At 60.6% G+C, this 17,012-nt stretch carries 9 protein-coding genes; 1 reads left to right on the forward strand and 8 read right to left on the reverse strand.

Annotated features, from left to right (window positions below; genetic code table 11):
• Window positions 1-171: 171 nt before the first annotated feature.
• Window positions 172-1,272: a glycine betaine monooxygenase reductase subunit gene (gene gbcB, locus CLU80_RS10955; protein ID WP_093429907.1), complete on the reverse strand. Its 1,101-nt coding sequence runs from the start codon at window positions 1,270-1,272 to the stop codon at window positions 172-174.
• 297 nt (window positions 1,273-1,569) lie between these two features.
• Here gbcB and gbca point away from each other — a divergent pair, with 297 nt between their 5' ends.
• On the forward strand, window positions 1,570-2,865 hold the full coding sequence (gbca, locus tag CLU80_RS10965) for a glycine betaine monooxygenase oxygenase subunit (protein WP_099757371.1): 1,296 nt from the start codon (window positions 1,570-1,572) through the stop codon (window positions 2,863-2,865).
• A 95-nt stretch (window positions 2,866-2,960) separates the two neighbouring features.
• Here the strand turns inward: gbca and CLU80_RS10970 are convergent, their stop codons facing one another.
• The 7 genes from CLU80_RS10970 to dgcA all read right to left on the reverse strand — a co-directional run bounded on the left by CLU80_RS10970 (window position 2,961) and on the right by dgcA (window position 17,006).
• The gene (locus CLU80_RS10970) at window positions 2,961-4,205 is read right to left on the reverse strand and encodes a metallophosphoesterase family protein (protein ID WP_099757372.1); all 1,245 of its coding nucleotides are present in this window, start codon (window positions 4,203-4,205) and stop codon (window positions 2,961-2,963) included.
• Between the two features lie 24 nt (window positions 4,206-4,229).
• Window positions 4,230-6,098, reverse strand: coding sequence for a c-type cytochrome (locus CLU80_RS10975; RefSeq protein WP_099757373.1), 1,869 nt, complete (start codon window positions 6,096-6,098; stop codon window positions 4,230-4,232).
• Between the two features lie 136 nt (window positions 6,099-6,234).
• On the reverse strand, window positions 6,235-9,687 hold the full coding sequence (locus CLU80_RS10980; protein WP_099757374.1) for an alpha/beta fold hydrolase: 3,453 nt from the start codon (window positions 9,685-9,687) through the stop codon (window positions 6,235-6,237).
• Between the two features lie 1,144 nt (window positions 9,688-10,831).
• On the reverse strand, window positions 10,832-11,602 hold the full coding sequence (etfB, locus tag CLU80_RS10985; RefSeq protein ID WP_093429902.1) for an electron transfer flavoprotein subunit beta: 771 nt from the start codon (window positions 11,600-11,602) through the stop codon (window positions 10,832-10,834).
• A 9-nt stretch (window positions 11,603-11,611) separates the two neighbouring features.
• A complete protein-coding gene (gene etfA / locus CLU80_RS10990; RefSeq protein ID WP_099757375.1) occupies window positions 11,612-12,832 on the reverse strand; it encodes an electron transfer flavoprotein subunit alpha in 1,221 nt (406 codons plus the stop codon).
• Window positions 12,832-14,781 (reverse strand): dimethylglycine demethylation protein DgcB, encoded by a 1,950-nt coding sequence (gene dgcB / locus CLU80_RS10995; RefSeq protein WP_099757376.1) that lies wholly within the window; start codon window positions 14,779-14,781, stop codon window positions 12,832-12,834. The genes etfA and dgcB overlap by 1 nt, the downstream gene beginning before the upstream one ends.
• A gap of 164 nt (window positions 14,782-14,945) precedes the next feature.
• Complete coding sequence (gene dgcA, locus CLU80_RS11000) at window positions 14,946-17,006, reverse strand: dimethylglycine demethylation protein DgcA (RefSeq protein ID WP_099757377.1); 2,061 nt, start codon at window positions 17,004-17,006, stop codon at window positions 14,946-14,948.
• Between the last annotated feature and the right edge of the window lie 6 nt (window positions 17,007-17,012).

A 17,012-nucleotide genomic window follows, 5' to 3' on the forward strand; every position in this document is an offset into this window, starting at 1 on the left:
CACCCTAGCCCTCTCCCAGAGGGAGAGGGGACTGACCGTGGTGTTTATCAGAGTTACGCCGACGTGAAATACCGAGCCGAACTCACATTTTGAAAAGCCCAAAAATCGGCTCCCTCTCCCTCGGGAGAGGGCTGGGGTGAGGGGCAAGCCGTGCGCAAAAATTCGAACCACTCAAAAATCGATTCGCACATCCCCTTTAGGCACACTGCAGCACGACAAGATAAACCCTTCAGCCTCGTCATCCTCGGTAATCCCGCCGTTGTGCTCCATCTCCACCTCGCCGCCCAGCTTCATCACCTTGCACGTGCCGCAAATCCCCATCCCGCACGCCTTCGGAATCATCAGCCCCAGCTTGGCCGCCGCCGCATGCACCGTCTCGCCCGGTGCAACACGAATGCTCTTGCCCGACGAAGTGAATTCGACCTGATGCAGATCCGCTGCATCGATTTCCGGTGCATCCGCTGCCTGCTCCGCCTGCTCCACCGCATCGGCACGCGCTTCCGGTGGCGTAGCACCGAAGGATTCCTCGTGATAACGCGACATGTCGTAACCGGCCACTTCCAGCAGGCGCTTGACCGCGTTCATGTACGGCGTCGGGCCGCAGCAGAATACTTCGCGCTCAAGGAAGTCGGGAACCATCAGCTCGAGCATCTTGTGATTGAGGTAGCCGCGATACCCGGCCCACGGCTCACCCAAGCCATGCTTCTCGCAAATCAGGTGCAGGCTGAAGTTGTCGATCCGCGACGCCATGTGTTCCAGCTCGCGGTGGTAAATGATGTCTTTCGGCGAGCGCGCGCTGTGGATAAAGGTCATGTCGACGTTGGCGTTGGTGTCGTAGAACCAGCGCGCCATCGACATGCACGGCGTGATCCCGACGCCGCCGCTGAGGTACAGCACTTTCGGGCTCGGGAAGTCGATGGCATTGAACAGCCCGACCGGCCCGTGCACCGCCAGCTCTTGCCCCTCATGAAGCGTGTCGTGCAACCAGTTGGAGACCTTGCCACCCGGCACCCGTTTGATCGTTACCGAAAAGCTGTACGGCACCGACGGCGAACTGGAGATCGTGTACGAGCGCATGATCGGCTGGCCTTCGATTTCCAGCTCCAGGGTCACGAACTGCCCGGGCTTGAAGAAGAACAGGATCGGCTGATCGGCCATAAAACAGAAGGTGCGCACGTCCCAGGTTTCCTGGATGACTTTGACGCAACGGACGATGTGTCGGCCATTGGCCCAGGTCTGGGTGGTGACCGGATTCAGGAAGCTGTTGGACATGCTGTTCTCCACGGCCGACTGTCGGCCTCATGTCGGCGATTCTGCGTATAGCGCGAACCGCCCGTTTACCTATCCGCGACATCGGCATACTTATCGCGACCAGCCCCCAACCACCGGGGGTTGCGCGTCGGGAACAGATTGCACCATGTCGCCCATGGATAAGGTTGCGCCCTGCGCCGGGCCCACACTCGCCCCAACACCAAGACAGCTTCTTTACACCTTGCGTAGCAACCGTTAGCAGCACACCTGATCAGCCACTTTTCGCCGGCCACGCAGATGGCCATGAGGATCACATCGATGGACGTCACCGCAAAAATCAGCCTGGGCGATCCGCTGGAACCCGCACGCAAGGCCACCGCACAAATGCTCCAGGAGCGCGAGCGCACGTTCTCGCTGCCACAACCGTTCTATAGCGATGAGCGGCTGTTCGATATCGACATGCAGGAGATCTTCCAGAAAGAGTGGTTGATCGCCGGCATGACCTGCGAGATCCCGGCCAAGGGCAATTACCTGACGCTGCAGATCGGCAAGAACCCGATCATCGTCATCCGTGGCGCCGAAGGCGTTTTGCACGCGTTCCATAACGTCTGCCGCCACCGTGGTTCGCGCCTGTGCACCAGCGAAAAAGGCAAGGTCGCCAAACTGGTCTGCCACTACCACCAGTGGACGTACGAGCTGGACGGTCGCCTGCTGTTCGCCGGTACCGAAATGGGCGCCGACTTCGACATGAAGCAGTACGGCCTGAAACCGGTGAACGTGAAGACTGCTGGCGGCTACATCTTCATCAGCCTGGCCGAGAACCCGCCGGCCATTGATGACTTCCTGTCGACGCTGAACCATTACATGGAACCGTACGACATGGAGAACACCAAGGTGGCGATCACCACCACCTTGATGGAAAAGGCCAACTGGAAACTGGTGCTGGAAAACAACCGCGAGTGCTACCACTGCAACGCGTCGCACCCGGAACTGCTGAAAACCTTGCTGGAATGGGACGATGTCACCGACCCGCGCGCCGATCAGGCGTTCAAGGATCACGTTGCTGCGTCCGCTGCTGCCTGGGAAGCCGAGAAGATCCCTTACGCCCACGCCAGCTTCGGCCTGCGCAACCGCATCGTGCGCATGCCGCTGCTCAAAGGCACCGTGTCGATGACCCTCGACGGCAAGCAGGGCTGCGCGAAACTGATGGGCCGCATCAAGAACCCGGATCTGGGTTCGATGCGCATCCTGCACCTGCCGCACTCGTGGAACCACTGCATGGGCGACCACATCATCGTTTTCACCGTGTGGCCGATCAGCGCGCAGGAAACCATGGTCACCACCAAGTGGATCGTGCACAAGGACGCCGTTGAAGGCGTGGATTACGACGTCGAGCGCATGCGCCAGGTGTGGGACGCAACCAACGATCAGGATCGTCGTCTGGCGGAAGAGAACCAGCGCGGGATCAACTCCACCGCCTATCAGCCAGGGCCTTACTCCAAGACTTATGAGTTCGGCGTGGTCAACTTCGTTGATTGGTACAGCGAGCGTCTGCTGAACAACCTTGGCGCCGAGCCTGCGCCTTACCTCAAAGGCGTCCCGGTTCAGGGCTAAAGCAAAAGCTTCGCGAGCAGGCTCACTCCTACAGGGGAACGCATTCCAATTGTAGGAGTGAGCCTGCTCGCGATGGCGTCATTACAATCGCTGCATCACTTCGATGACCACCTCACCGATCCATCCTCACCAATAAACTCCTCAAATATCTCCTCCCCCACCAACCTGATTTTTGCGTACCCGTTCAACACCCGCAGCGGATATGCCGGGTCCTTGGCATCCTGCGTCTCCGACCACAACACCCGCGAATGCCCGTCCAGCTCGCTGGCATTGCCATAGGGAATCGCCCCGTGCCCGGCACAACGCGCATGCAAACCGCCCTGCTGCGCATACACGATGCCGTTGTGCAGATGCCCCCAATACCAGTAATCCGGCTCACGCCCCAGCGCATCGCACACCGGTTGATACAGCGCGGTCTTGTTGTGCCCGGAAATATCGAAGCCCTGATGATGGCTGAGCACCATGAGCTTTTTGCGTTTTGGCAGGCCTTTCATCCACGCGATCTGCGGTTCGTTCAAAGTGCCGTCCATGTACAAATTCATCGCATCAGACGCGTACGCAGAATCCAGCCCTACCACCAGCCAGTCATCGTTGATCAAGGCGAAGTAACTGGTGCCCTGCTGCCCCGGAAAACGCTTGGCCAGTTCCTTGAAGTAGCCGTGGGCGCCGCTGTACATCTCGTGGTTGGAATTGAGGGTAAACGAGCCATGCGTACCCATCGGCCAACCGGCCATGTCGACGTCTTCCTGGGAATGACTGCCGGCGTAATACACATCGCCCAGGTGAATGGTGAAATCGGCCTGGGCCAGTTGCATCTGATTGGCCACCGACACCGCCGGCGCATGGCTGTCGAACGGCCCGGTGCCCCAGTCGCCGGCAATCGCCAGGGTCACGTCGCGATCCATTTGCACCACCGCAGGATCTGTGCCGAACGTCGCGTGATGGCGCAGGTTTTCAATCCACTTCAGCAGCGCCTCGCTCCACAGCAGATCCAGCAGTTCCCACTTGCGACAGCCGAGCAGGCTGCCGTCCTTGAGCACCCGGGTCGCCAGTTGATCGGGCGATTGCGGCAACGGTGCGGCGTTGCCGATGCGCAGGATCGACAGACCGTGGGACAGCTCCCAGGGTACGCTCGGTTCGTCGTCCGGCAACTCGCCGTTCTTCAGCACGTACTGCGCCTGATCATGTCCGCGTTGCAGCAGCTTGATGATCGCCTGAAACTCCTGCGGCTCCAGCTCGCTGATGAGTTTCATCCAGGCCATTTCCATGCGCGTGAACAAGCCGTGAATGCGCACTTTGACCTTGTCGTACTCGTGTTCCCAATGACTGACCAGTGACATGGCGTAATCCTCTTTCCGTAAGGTTCACAGGGTTTTCATGAATTCGATCAGCGCGCGTTTGTCGTCGTCCGACAGCGTCGTGCCGTACAGGTGGCCGCTGTTGTGATTGCCCTCCTGGCGCGTGTCGTATTTGAAGTCCGCCGAGGCTTTGGCCTGAGCGCCGCTGGTGACGAAACCGACGTTGACCGGGTCGTAAATATCCGAGCCGGTGATGAACACCTGCGGACGTTTTTCCGGCGGTTGCAGCAAGTCCCACAGGGTCGGCACCGAGCCGTTGTGCAGGTACGGTGCGCGCAACCAGACGCCGTCGGTGGGCGTATTGCTGTAGCTCTGGGTCTTGCGGTAGGCGCCGAAATCGAACGGCGGTTTTTTGAAGGTGTGGAACGCGGCGACCAGCCCCGTGGTGAACGAGTCGAGCCGGTGCGGATCAGTGCCGAGCTGATCGATGTTGGTCGTGACCTGCCCGGTATCGGCGCGCCCGAAGTCATGACAAGCCGCGCAGTTGGCCTCCCAGATCGGTTTGCCCTGGGCGACCTTGGCCTGATCCAGCGCCCACGGCCACGCCGGCGCCTTGTGCCCGAGCAGCCAGTTGGTCACGCGGTTGAAGCTCGGCGGCAACACCGATTCCGGCGTCGCGCCCACCGCCATCGCGGCGGCGTAGTTGCGTTCGTGGATCTTGTTGTTATTGCCGTCCCAGTGCAGGTACATCGATTCGCGGGGTTTCTGGTTCCATACTTGCGGCAGGTCGACGGTGCCGATCGTCGAGTCATCCGGGAAGCCGAACACGACCATTTTCGTCGGATTGAAGGTGTCGGTGCGCCCCGGGCCTTGTTGCGGACGCAGCTTCTGCCAGGCGTAGGCCTGCTTCTGCTTGAGCAGTGCGCTTTTGGCCATCGGCATGATCAGGTAGCGGTTGTAGAGCTTCTCGAAGAAGCCCAACTGAAACTTGCTGTTGATCGCCGCCATCACCGCGTCGGTGGTGAATTTCGGATCGCTGGCGCAATCGTAAGCGAACCACTGGAAGGCTTGCAGTTGCAGGGTGTTGGCCGGCGCGCTGGGCACATTGACGGCGACGTCGCTGGCATTGGCGCGGTAGGAGCCGGTGTGGCACAGCGCGCAGTTCGGCTCTACCGTCGGGTAACCGATCTGCCGCTTGGCCATGCCGATCGGCAGGTCCTTGCCGTTTTCAAAGAGGAAGCCGAAAACCTCCCAGCCACCGGGTTTGGGCATTTTCTCCGGGCACATCTGCGGCAGCACGGCGAACAGGTAATACGGGATGCGCGCTTCGATGCCGAGGCCGATGGCAGCGTACTTGTAGTGGTCTTCGTCGGAGGCGTATTCCTGCTCCGGCACCACTCGCAGCATCTGATACCAAGTCTCGTAACCGATGAAACCGAGCACCGCGACGACAAACAGCGTGCCTACCTTGAAGGCGTGACTCTGCCATTGCCGCTGCCACGCCGCGCGCCACTCGCGCCAGCCATCGCAAAGCAATGCCCAAGGGCGATTCTCCGGCGCGGTGCCGAGGTAGAGCAGAATGCCGAGGATCAGAAAGAAGCTCAGATCGCCCATCAACATCGGCACGAATACCGAGCCTTGAGAGCTGGTGTTGATCAGGTAAATCCAGAAAATCACCGCGATCAATCGCGTCAGCACACACAACCAGGAATGCACCACGTAACGCGGCGCGTTGAAACCCGACGGCATGTAAAACACGCTGATGCCGACCAGCAGCATCCCGGCGTTCTCCAGCCATGGGTCAGAGAGTTGCGGCGGCAGCCCGACCACCGATGTCAGCAACCCCGGCGCGAACAGCGCAGGGAGGGCGAACACCATGTTCATCGCAATGCCGATCCAGATGAAGCGTTGAAACCAGCGGATGTAGCTGTCCATGTCATCCATTTCCTTGTGCAGACCCAAGAGGTGTAGCGCCTGACCTACCGCTTTCGCGAGCAAGCTCGCTCCCACATTGGAATGCGTGCCCCTGTGGGAGCGAGCTTGCTCGCGAAGCATTCGACTCGGTCAATAGTCAACCGAGGGCCGTTTTCTCCAGGTGTTCAAGGATGATCGGATAGACATCGACCACCGCGTTCTTGCCGAACATGCAGTCGATGTGGCCATAGCCCGGCACCACTTGCCGGCTGTAGCGCTCGGGCCCGTGCATGTCGCACAAACGCTGGTAGGTCTTCAGGGTGCTTTCCGGCAGGTAGCACTGGTTGTCGGCACCGCTGATAAAACAGATCGGCATGGTCAGGCGATCAAAGTGCGGCATGTACACATCGTTGCCTTTGAAATCCACCAGGTGCCCTTTGCGCACGATCAGCGCCAGGTGCTCGAAGGTTTCGATGTTCGACTCACCGAACAACTCGTGCAGGTTGTCGTGCAGGGTTTCGTTGAGGGTGTCGTGGCGATACAGCGACGCGTACATGAAGGTGATCCGGTGGCACACCGGATTGGTGCAATAGCCCTGCGCCTCGATCCGCGCGTAGCCGTTGAGGGCCTTGTCGTAGAGTCTGTTGAACCAGTTTTCCTTGCTGTCGGCGTAAGCGGTCATCGACTTGATGCCGATCGCATCGAGCATCCCCGGCAGGTGCAATCCGGCCTTCAGCCCTGTGGCAGTGGCAACTACGGTGTCAGCGGCAATCTGCGAGCAGACCACCGAACGCACACCCTGCAAACCGGCGAGCAACGACATGAAGAAGGTCGTTGCGCCGTAGCAATGCACCACGCACTGCACGTCCTTGGCCTGGGTCTGCTGCTGAATCTGCGCGATGGCAGCCTTGAAATCGTATTGGGCAATCTGGTCGCCGTTCCATTCCTTCTTGCTCGCCGGCAGCAAAATGCTCACGCGGAAATCAAGCAACCACACGTCGTAATCGTGTTTGCACAGATATTCCAGCAGGTTGGTCTGGATGGTGTCGGTGGAAAAGATATTCGAGCCGACGCCCAAACCATGCACCAGCATCACCGGGCCTTTGCTCCCGGCCTGATACCGGGTCAGGCGCAACTCGACACCGTCCTCGGTGGGGAAGAAATGCACCGCTGGCGTCGGCGCATCCAGCGGCCGTTTCAACCGTGGCGGCGCGTCGGGATTGAAGTAGATATCCCCGGCAAACACCCCGCCGTAACTCTCCCAGAGGATCCCGGCGAAGAACTTGCCGAACCGCGCCAAGCCTTCAATGCGCTCACGTTCGTTACGCGCATTGAGCACTTTCATGGTGGTCATCTGTTTGGCGAAATCGGTCGGATGTATGTGCATCACCCCGGAACCGATCACCTCACCGGTCTTGTCCGGCCCGCGATACAGCGTCACGTACAGCGTGCTGGTGTCATGCCAGATATTCAGCACGCCGTTGTCTTCCGGCACGGTTTTGAAGGCGCTGAAGAAATAGTCGCTGCCGTCCTCGGCGGTCAGTTTCATGTCGTACTTCATGTGGCGCGTATCGACCTGTTGCTCGAATTGCTCGAACAGGTTGAACACGCCATTGCTGGCGGTCAGCGGTTGTGGCGACAGTGCCGGAGCAATCACCGTGCCGACAATGGTTGCCGCGTGCTCGGGTTCCTTGATCATGCGGTTGAGGTCGTTGGCGGTGATGGTCAGGGTGAAGTCGATCGGCGAATTGTCCGCCTCGCCGCGTTTGGCCGCTGCTTCGTAGACTTTCAGGTCGGTGCTTTGCGCCGCAGTGAAAGCCCGGGAGAAATAGCCCTTCATGGTTTCAGTGAACTGCACGCCGAGGGTTGGCGGTGCCACTGGTTTACGCGGTGCGGATGGCAGCGTGTAGTCGATCTGCCAGCCACGGTCGGCGGCGAGCAAGCCCATGTTGCGCTCACTCACCGCGGAGATGGTCAGCAGCGGATTGACCGCCAGCGACGTCGGAATCACCGCGCCGTCAGTCACGTACAAATTAGCGTAAACATCCGTGCCGCTGGCACCGCTGAACACCTGCCCCTTGTGATTGACCACGCCTTGCGCCGCGTCTTCGCCCATTACGCAACCGCCCAACGGGTGCACCGAGACGATGCTGTGCTTGAGCAGTTTGGTCCAGATCGGATTCTCCACCCACACGCCACCCAGTGCCTTGGTGCTCTGCTGCAAACGCTCGTTGCCGAGCTTGAAATTCTCCTGCTCGCCAACGCCCGGCCAGTCGATACGCAGTTGATCCTTGTTGTCGAGGACCATCCGCCCCTGGCCGCTGTCATGGCTCATGATCAGGTAAGTCTGCATGTTGTGCAGTGCACCGTAATACGGGCCGCGCAGAAAGCTTTCCGCTTCACGCGCCTTGTATTTCACCTTGCCGCTGAAGCTGTCATCCGTGGCCACGCCGATCATCTCGGCAAACCCGGCCATGGCCGGCACCATCGGCCGGCCGAGCGCGCCGGGGATCGAGCCCTCCTCGATGACCATGCGGCTGCGCCAGTCGCCTTCCGTGCGCATGTCGATCACCGAGGTGATGCACGGGCCGACCGGGTGCAGTTCCTTGGCCGGGTGCGCACCGAAACCGATGCCGTTGATGGTCTGCTCGCAGTTGTGGCCGAAGCCGAGGATGTCGCCGTTGCCGCTCATGTTCTCGCCGAGCTGGGCGGACATCACCACGCCTTTGTCGCGCGTGCGCAGAAGAATTTCCGTGGAGCCGAGGGTGCCGGCGGAGACCACGACGATGTCGGCCTTCACGAACAACGTCGGCGCGCTGAACATCTCCCGCCCGCTGTCGAGGTACTGGAAGTGCACGATCCAGCCTTCACCATCACGCTCCAGGTGCCGCACTTCGGCCTGACAGAAAATCTCCGCGCCGTGATTCCAGGCGTCCGGCAGATAGTTCATCAGCGTGGTGTTCTTGGCCTTGTTGTTACAGCCCGAAACGCAGTCGCCGCACTGGTTGCACGGCAGTTGCTCGACGCCGACATGGTTGAGGTTGTTCGGCAGCTTGTCGAAGGTCACGTTGATCGGCGGCTTGTAGAAATGCGCGCCTTGCTTGAGGTAATCCGCGGATTTCTTGTTGGCGTCGAGTTTGGGCAGGTTCGGCGCAGTGTTCGGGTAAGGATTGGGTTTGAGCATTTCCCGGGCGCGGGCATAACCGTCCTTGAGCAGCGTATCGCGGTGTTCACGCACTGCTTGCGGCCAGCGCGGATCATCGAATACGCCCGGCTCCGGTTCGAGGGCCACGTTGGCATTGATCAGCGACGTGCCGCCGAGGCCGCAACCGACCACGACGTTCTGCTGGGCATTCACATGTAAATCGAACAGCCCGGTGCGCGAGCCGATATGGCCATCCGGGTCATGCACCTGCAGTTCCTCGGTGGCGGCGATCATGGTGTTGGGGTATTCGCCGGGCTGGATTTCCCGACCGCGTTCGAGCAGGCACACACGTTTGCCGGCACGGGACAGGCGCGAGGCAGCAATGCCGCCGCCGTAGCCTGAACCAATGACAATCACATCGTAGTGTTCCTTGATCTCGCTGATGGGCGTTGCGATCCGTGTCATGAGGTGGTTCCTCTAATCAGGCAGATGGGGGCAACTCTGCGGTTGCCTGCAATCGATGGGCGGACGGGCACCTGGCCACCGGATCAAGTCCGGCGACAGCACAGCGGTCTGGCAGGTGGGCCGCGCTACAGGCGAGCGTGCTGATTGGCGGCGCGTCGTAGCGTGCGCTTGCGTGGCGAGGGCGGGGGGCGGTGCGGCTGACTATCCATCATGCGTTCTCCCAGAACCTGATGTGGATAAGTGACGGCTGTCCTTGTGCCATTGCAGTGAAGACAGCGCAGGAATCGAAGTCAAGGCAACGTCTTAGAACTGTATGAAATGTGATCAATTGCCGTTTGGACTATGCCGGACGGGGCTTGCAAGGTTTGGCAAACAAGTTATCCACATAGCCACCCACAGCAAATGGGGGTAACTGTGGATGAACGGGAAAATAACTCACTGATTTGTGAAGAAAAATCGTGACTTATCCAGAAGCACGGTTTGAGAGACGCATTGGTTGTTTTTTGATCACAAGCTTGAAAGCCACGCCTTTCATGGCTTTCAGAGGATGGCAAACACGTTATCCACAGAAGCACCAACAGAGATCGGGGGTAACTTTGCCTGTGCTGTGGAAAAGCGCCGAAGGCTGTGTGAAATCGAGGTTTGCGCGGGAGTTTTCCTTGGAAACAGATGAATTGACTATTTTTTGATCAAATCTTTGAAAGCCACGGTCTGTATGGTTCGCAGCGGATAGCGAACATCTTATCCACAGAAGCGCCAACAGAGATTGGGGGCAACTTGCTGAGTTATCCTGCCGAAAAAGCCCTGAAAATCCGTGACTTAGGCTGGTTGTTTTTTGATCGGAGGGCTGTAGGGCTTGATTGGCACGGGGTACAGGGATGGGCGAACACGTTATCCACAGATCCGCCAACAGGGATTGTGGGTAAACCGCCTACCCTCATCGGAACGCCGCCCGCCCAGCCCTCTCCCGGAGGGGGAGGGAGCCGACCGAATCGCCTATTTGAACTCCATCGACCTGAACGAACATTGCGATCTCAGGCTTGGCCAAGCCAAGGTCACCGCGCAATCGCAGGTCGATGTAATTAGCCAATACCACTCGGTCGGTCCCCTCTCCCTCTGGGAGAGGGCTAGGGTGAGGGGCTTTTCAGCGGACAACGCCTTCTTCAATCAGCAACTTGAGGATCGCTTCAGCACCGGCCTGAGGGGTAACACCCTTGAGCACTTGCCCCCCGCCCCCACTGGCCTTGGCCGTCGCGGCTTTCATCCGGTCCGCCCCGCTCTTGGCCTTGATCACCTTCAAGCGTTTCGGCCGTGGCTTGGCGGGTTGCAGGGTGGCAACCGACAACAACTCATCGTCCACAACTTCCACATCTTCAGCCTGCAAAACCCCGCGTCGCGCCGGTCCATAAGCACTCTGCCGAGGTTTCGGCGCGGCGTTATCCACAGTCGCCAGAAACGGCAGTTTCACTTTCAACCGACGCCGCTGCCCGCGCGGCAACGCTTGCAGCACCAGCGCCGAGCCGTCGTTGATCGACTCGACCTGCGCTAGGCCCACCACCAGCGGCCAGCCCAGACCTTCCGCCAGCAAGAACGGCAACATCCCCGAACCTTCGCCGGTTTCCGCCTGGCTGCCGGTCAGCACCACCTGCGCACCGGCATCACGCAGATACGCGGTCAGCGCCGGCAGCGCATCGGCACCAGCCGGTTGCTCCAGCACATGCATCTGCTCAAGACCCATGCCCAGATAGGCGCGCAACGCCGGCTCCGCAACGTCGCCGGCATGCAGCACTTGCAAGTTATCCCCAGCCAGCTGCAAACCCAGTTCCACGGCGCGCGCGTCCTGATCAGCGCGGCGTGGCCGCCCGGAAGTAGGGTGAGCGCCGATTGAAACCAGACTGATTACTTTCGTGTTCATAGCGTTTCCTTAAGCCGCATCGCGCTTGGCTTCGTTGCGGTAAGCCGCCACCGCCTCGATCAACGCCTGAAGAATCTCTGCGCTCTCGCCGATCACAGAGAGGTCTGCACGCTTGATCATGTCGCAACCCGGATCGAGGTTGATCGCCACCACCTTGTCACAGGCACCAATGCCTTGCAGGTGCTGGATCGCCCCGGAAATCCCCACCGCAACATACACCCGCGCGGTAACCCAGGTGCCGGACGCGCCGACCTGGCGATCACGGGCCATGAAGCCATCGTCCACCGCCACCCGCGACGCACCTTCGGTAGCGCCGAGTGCCGCCGCCGTTTCGTGGAACAGTGCCCAGTCCTTGACGCCGTTGCCGCCGGAGAAAATGAACTCCGCTTCGGCCATCGGAATCGCTGCCGGGTCGACCGCAACGGCGCCGAGATCTTCAATCCGCGACAGGCTACGAGCGACACTTGTGGATAACTCCACCGGCAACGCTTCGTGACGGGTTTCACTGACCGGCTCCGCGCATTCGGCCGCCGCCAGAATCAACCGTGCGACGGGACGGGCAAGGTCTTGCAGCCCCGCGCCAGCGCGGCCGATGCATTCCTGATCCTTGACCTGCCAGACCCGTGTCGCCGGGCGCTCGCCCAATGCCGCCGCAAAGCGTCGACCGAGTTCACCGCCACCGCTGCGGCTGTCCGGCAGCAACCAATGACGCGGGTTGAACTGGTTATCCACAGCGCGCAAACCTTGCACCCGTTGCTCCGGTGCATAACCGCTGAATTCCTCGCCTTCGAGTACCAGCAAGCGATCGACGCCAGCGGTCGCGAAAGCGTTTTCCTTATGCTCGCCAAAGACCACCGCCAACACTGCGCCGTCATTACCGGCGAGCTGATGGGCGAGGCCAAACAAATCACGGTCGTGAATGCTCAAGCGGCCACCGACCATGTCCGGTACCACGCTGATGTAGAACGCCGGCGCGGGCACCTGATGCAGCGGCAATTGCACTTCCACAGCCGCCGAGCGTTTGACCGCCCCGCCCTGTTGCGCGCCGCTGCGGTCGATACGCTTGATGCCGTTGGGGCCGATAAAACCGATGCCATGCAGATTCTTGCGAATGACGCCGTTGGGCCCCATCCAGCTGTGTTGCGCCGGTTGCATCGCCGCGTGCAGCGGGTGCAGGCGGTTACGCGCAATCCATTCGGCGCGCGGGTCGCGGCGGATAATGTCGCTCATCAGTGGGCCTCCGCAGGTTCACGTTTGGCCGGAGTGGCAGGCTTGCTTGGCGCGGCGTCTTCGAGCAGCGCGTCGGCGACCAGTTCGGCGATGTCCTTGATCAGCGGCCGCGGTTCGACCACGCCTTCGAGCATCGCCGTGCACTGTGGACAACCCACCGCCACCAGTTCGGCGCCGGTCTCGCGGATGTCTTCCATGCGCATATCAGGAATCCGTTGCTTACCCGGAATGTCGGTGATCGGCGCCCCGCCACCGCCGCCGCAGCAACGCGAGCGGAAGCCGGAACGTTGCATCTCTTTGACCTCGATGCCGAGGGCACGCAGCACTTCGCGCGGCGCTTCGTACTCGCCGTTGTAACGACCGAGGTAACACGGATCGTGATAGGTCACGCTGTTGCCTTTGTGCTGACCGAGGTTCAGCGCACCGGCCTGAATGATTTCCGCCATGTAGGTACTGTGGTGCTGCACCAGGTAGTTGCCGTCGAAGGCGCCATATTCGTTTTTCAGCACATGGAAACTGTGCGGATCGCAGGTGACGATGCGGTTGAAGCTGTATTTGGCCAAGGTCTGGATATTGCGTTTGGCGAGCAACTGGAAGGTCGCTTCATCGCCCAGACGACGGGCCACGTCACCGCTGTCACGTTCTTCCAGCCCCAATACGGCGAAGTCGATTTTTGCCGCTTTCAGTACTTTGACGAACGCGCGCAAAGTGCGCTGGTTGCGCATGTCGAAGGCACCGTCGCCGACCCAGAACAGCACGTCAGTGGATTTCTTCTCGCTGAGCAGATTGAGGTTCAAGTCCGCTGCCCAGTTCATCCGTCCGCCCGGGGCAAAACCGCCGGGGTTGTCGGTGGCAATGAGGTTTTCGAGGACTTCTGCGCCCTTGTTCGGGGTTGCGCCTTTTTCCAGGGTCAAATGGCGACGCATGTCGACGATGGCATCGACGTGCTCGATCATCATCGGGCACTCCTCGACGCAGGCACGGCAGGTTGTGCATGACCACAGGGTTTCGGCGTCAACCAGACCGTTGACGATGGGTTGATGGGGATCGCCGCTGTGCTCGCCAATTGGTTTGCCGGGATACGGACTGCCGGCGAACTTGGCATCGGTGCCGCCAGCGAGGCCGACGACCATGTCCTGAATCAGTTTTTTCGGGTTCAACGGCTGGCCGGCGGCGAAGGCCGGGCACGCCGCTTCGCACTTGCCGCACTGCACACAGGCGTCGAAACCGAGCAACTGGTTCCAAGTGAAATCCTTGGGTTTCTCAACACCCAACGGCGCTGACGGATCACTGAGATCCAACGGCTTCAAACCCGTGGAACGGCCGCCGCCAAAACGTTCGGCGCGACGGTGCCACGCCAAGTGCAAGGCACCGGCAAAGGCGTGTTTCATCGGCCCGCCCCAGGTCATGCCGAAGAACAGTTCCGACACGCCCCACAACACGCCGATCCCGAGGATGACCGCGAGTATCCAGCCGCCAAAGTTCTCCGGAAGAATCCCGGCCACCGGCAAGGTCAGCAGAAAGAACGACGCCGAGAACGCCAGCAGGCTTTTCGGCAGGCGCATCCACGGGCCTTTCGACAGCCGCGCCGGCGGGGTGCGCCGACGCAGATAAACGAAGATCGCACCGACGAACATCACCGCCGTCATCAGCAGCAAGGCGTAACCGAGTATGCGGTTATGCAGGCCGAAACCGTGCACCAGCAGCGCCAGCACAATCGACGCCACCGCACCGCCGGCCGTGGCCACGTGGGTGTTGGCGATGTATTTGTCCCGCGCCACGACATGGTGCAAATCGACCATGTAGCGCTTGGGCATGGCGAACAGGCCGCCGATCAGATCGACCTTCGAGGCCCGGCCCCGACGCCACATCGCTACCCGTCGCAACGCACCAAGGACACCAAGGCCCAGGGCGGCGAACAACAGGATTGGAAGAAGGGTGTTCAACATAGGTGAAGCTCCCAAAGACCGCAGGGTCTTGCAGGTCGAGTTGCCTTACTCGGTCACTGTGGGAGCGAGCTTGCTCGCGAAGGCGGACTGACATTCAACATCGATGTCGACTGATCCACCGCTTTCGCGAGCAAGCTCGCTCCCACAGGGTTGTGTGCAAGCCTTTAGAAGTCTTTACACAGTCTGAGCGCGTCATAGATCGCGGCGTGCGTGTTGCGCTGCGCCACGCAGTCGCCGATGCGGAACAGCAAGTAGCCTTCGCCCGCCTCGCTCAGCGAAGGTTGCGGCTGGATCGCGAACAACGCTTCAACGTCGATCTGGCCCTTGTTGCGCGAACCCTCTTTGAGCGCGTAGTAGATTTCTTCATCCGGACGCACGCCGTTCTCCACCACCACCTGATCGACCACCCGCTCCTCTTTGGCGCCGGTGTATTCGTTTTCCAGCACCGCGACCAGTTTGTCGCCTTCGCGGTAGACCTTCTCCAGCATCATGTCACCGGTCATGATCACTTCTTTCGGGTACATGCTGCGGTAGTAGGTCGGGAACGACGTACCGCCGATGGCCACGCCCGGTTTGATGTCGTCGGTGACGATCTCGACCTGGCTGCCCTTGTCGGCGAGGAAGTCGGCAACCGACATCCCGGTGAACTCGCAAATGGTGTCGTAGACCAGCACGTTCTTGCCCGGCGCGACCTTGCCGTCGAGCACGTCCCAACTGCTGACCACCAGCCCTTCGGCGGCGCCCCAGTGTTCGTTCTGTTCCAGGTACGGATGCCCGCCGACCGCCAGCACCACCACGTCCGGACGCAAGTCCATGATGGTCTCGGCATCAGCCGCCGTGCCCAGACGCAGATCGACTTTCAGCCGCGCCAGTTCCAGCTGGAACCAGCGGGTAATACCGGCGATCTGGTCACGCTGCGGCGCTTTCGATGCGGTAGTGATCTGCCCGCCGATGAATTCCTTCTTCTCGAACAGGGTCACGTCGTGGCCTCGCTCGGCAGCAACACGTGCCGCTTCCATCCCGGCAGGGCCGGCACCGACGATCACCACTTTGCGTTTCGGCCCGGTGGATTTCTCGATGATGTGCGGCACGCCCATGTATTCGCGGGACGTCGCGGCATTCTGGATGCACAACACGTCGAGGCCTTGATACTGACGGTCGATGCAGTAGTTGGCGCCGACGCACTGTTTGATCTGATCGATCTGGCCCATCTTGATCTTGGCGATCAGGTGCGGATCAGCGATGTGCGCACGGGTCATGCCGACCATGTCGACGTAACCGCCCTCAAGAATCCGTGTGGCCTGGTTCGGGTCCTTGATGTTCTGTGCGTGCAGCACCGGCACCTTGACCACTTCCTTGATTCCGGCGGCCAGATGCAGGAACGGCTCCGGTGGATAACTCATGTTCGGAATCACGTTGGCCAGGGTGTTGTGGGTGTCACAACCCGAGCCGACGACGCCGATGAAATCGAGCATGCCGGTGTCGTCGTAATACTTGGCGATCTGCTTCATGTCCTCGTGGGACAAGCCGTCCGGGTGGAACTCGTCACCGCACAGACGCATGCCCACGCAGAAGTCGTCACCGACCTCGGCGCGCACAGCCTTCAGCACTTCCAGACCGAACTTCATCCGGCCTTCGAAGGTGCCGCCCCATTCGTCGGTACGCTTGTTGACGCGCGGGCTCCAGAACTGGTCGATCATGTGCTGGTGCACCGCTGACAGCTCGACGCCGTCGAGACCACCGGCCTTGGCCCGGCGCGCCGCCTGAGCATAGTTACCAATCACCCGCCAGATTTCTTCCGGCTCGATGGTTTTGCAGGTGGCGCGGTGCACCGGTTCACGGATGCCCGAGGGCGACATCAGCGTCGGCCAGTTGAAGCCGTCCCAGCGCGAGCGCCGGCCCATGTGGGTAATCTGAATCATGATCTTGGCGCCATGCTTGTGCATGGCGTCGGCCAGGTTCTGGAAATGCGGAATGATGCGGTCGGTGGACAAATTCACCGAGCTCCACCATTCCTGCGGGCTGTCGATGGCGACCACAGAGGAGCCGCCGCAAATCGCCAGGCCGATGCCGCCCTTGGCTTTCTCTTCGTAGTATTTGACGTAGCGGTCGGTGGTCATGCCGCCGTCCGTTGCGTAGACCTCCGCGTGCGCGGTGCTGAGCACGCGGTTGCGGATGGTCAGTTTGCCGATCTGGATCGGCTGAAACATTGCTTCGAAAGCCATGGCGGG

This window comes from Pseudomonas sp. 29, assembly GCF_002754355.1.
GTDB classification, from domain to species: domain Bacteria; phylum Pseudomonadota; class Gammaproteobacteria; order Pseudomonadales; family Pseudomonadaceae; genus Aquipseudomonas; species Aquipseudomonas neuropathica.